The organism is Rhizobium sp. PEPV16 (assembly GCF_008919455.1).
In the GTDB taxonomy this organism is placed as follows: domain Bacteria; phylum Pseudomonadota; class Alphaproteobacteria; order Rhizobiales; family Rhizobiaceae; genus Rhizobium; species Rhizobium leguminosarum_Q.
Genome location: NZ_VSZV01000203.1, coordinates 9938 through 11469, shown reverse-complemented (window position 1 = coordinate 11469; position 1532 = coordinate 9938). Strand labels below are relative to the sequence as shown.

At 58.4% G+C, this 1532-nt stretch carries 2 protein-coding genes; one reads left to right on the top strand and one right to left on the bottom strand.

Going from position 1 to position 1532, the window contains the following annotated elements:
• Positions 1 to 464 precede the first annotated feature (464 nt).
• Entirely contained in the window at positions 465 to 773 is a 309-nt protein-coding gene (locus FY112_RS05840) for a hypothetical protein (RefSeq protein ID WP_028740790.1), read from the top strand.
• Between the two features lie 90 nt (positions 774 to 863).
• Here FY112_RS05840 and FY112_RS37440 read toward each other — a convergent pair.
• The coding region (locus FY112_RS37440) for an MFS transporter (protein ID WP_246700614.1) at positions 864 to 1532 on the bottom strand (669 nt) is incomplete at its 5' end.

Sequence of the window (1532 nt, the reverse complement as noted above, 5' to 3'; positions counted from 1 at the left end):
AATCGGAGATCTCGCGGCCTAGAAAACGGGCATAGGCCTCGTTGACGGCGATATAACGCAGCTCGCTGTTCTTGACATAGGCCGGGGTATCCAGATCAGCGATCCGGCGGCAAGCCAACTCCAGAAGTTCCCCGGCTGATTTCAAAAAATATCGCTCCCGCAACAAATGAAATATCGACTACAAAAACTATAACGCCAAGGCTTTTAACAAGGTTTTAACCATAAAATTCGACAGCGGAATTTTAGGAGCCAGCTCACCAAGCTGAAGACAATTTGAGATTACCAGCCCGGCTTGCACGAGACTGAAAGGTCGCGCGCGATAAATCCTTTCGGCGTCGGGGATCCATTGAAATCATGACGAAAATTTAATGCCGAAACCGCTTGCGCGGCCATTGCGCCGCCGCGATCCGGGCCGAGTCTTCGGCATGGCTTTATGGAAGCCATGCCCATGAAAGGAAAATACCATGTCCGTTCTTCATAAGACCATGGCGACGGGCCTGATTGCGCTGACCTTTGCCGGCGCCTCGCTCGCCACCGCCACCACCGCCGATGCCCGTCCACGCGATGCCTTCTGGGGCGGCCTTGCCGCTGGCGTCGTCGGCGGCGCGCTGCTGTCGGAGGCTGCCCGTCCCGCTTACCCGGCCTATCCCGCCTATCCCGCTTACCGCCCCTACCCCGTTTACCGGACCTATTACCGGCCGGACTATTGCCACTTCGAATGGTTGCACGACGATTGGGGCAATCCCTATCGCGTCAAAGTCTGCCAGCGATAACAGAAACCGCATCCGGCGCCGCTTGCCTCCCTGCGGCGCCGACCCAGTGCCCTCAACGACGACCAAATGAAACTGGCGGATTTTCAACCGTTACGGAGAAAGCTCCTCCAGTACGCGGTCCTTGGTTTCTACCGCAAATAACATCGTGATGATTGCACCGACGATCAGGATGGCTGCGAAGCTCGCAAAGACATACTGGATGCCCATGGAAGACATCACCGTGCCGACGAGGATCGGGCCGGCCGATGATCCCAGGCGAAGCCAGGCACTGCCGGTTCCAGTTCCCAATGCCCTGAGGCGCGTCGGGTAGATCTCTGCCGAGTACAGGTAAAGGGAGAATGTGACGGTCTGGACGATCGCATAAGCGAGGCCGGCTAGAACCAAAACCTGGATGGGAGAGGTCGCGCCGAGCCATGCGAGAACCAGCAGCGGCACGGGAGCGAGAAGCAGCGCCCCCGTGTACCAGCGCTTGCGTCCCACTTTGTCGATGAGCAGCGCACAGATGACAGCAGCAATCACGCCGCCGACCGACGTCAGGAAACCATAGAAGATGCTGGTTTGAAGCGGCAGGTTGAAGACCTGTCGATACAGGGTTGGCAGCCAGGTGATCGTACCGTTGGCGACCGTATAGGCGGTGAACCACATGGCCCAGATGGAAAGCGTCCGCTTCAAGTAGACGCCCTGGAAGAGCTCGCGCCAGTCCGACTTGCGGTGCAACGGCGCTTGGATGAGCTTCGGTTCGGGCAATTCGTGGCCGGC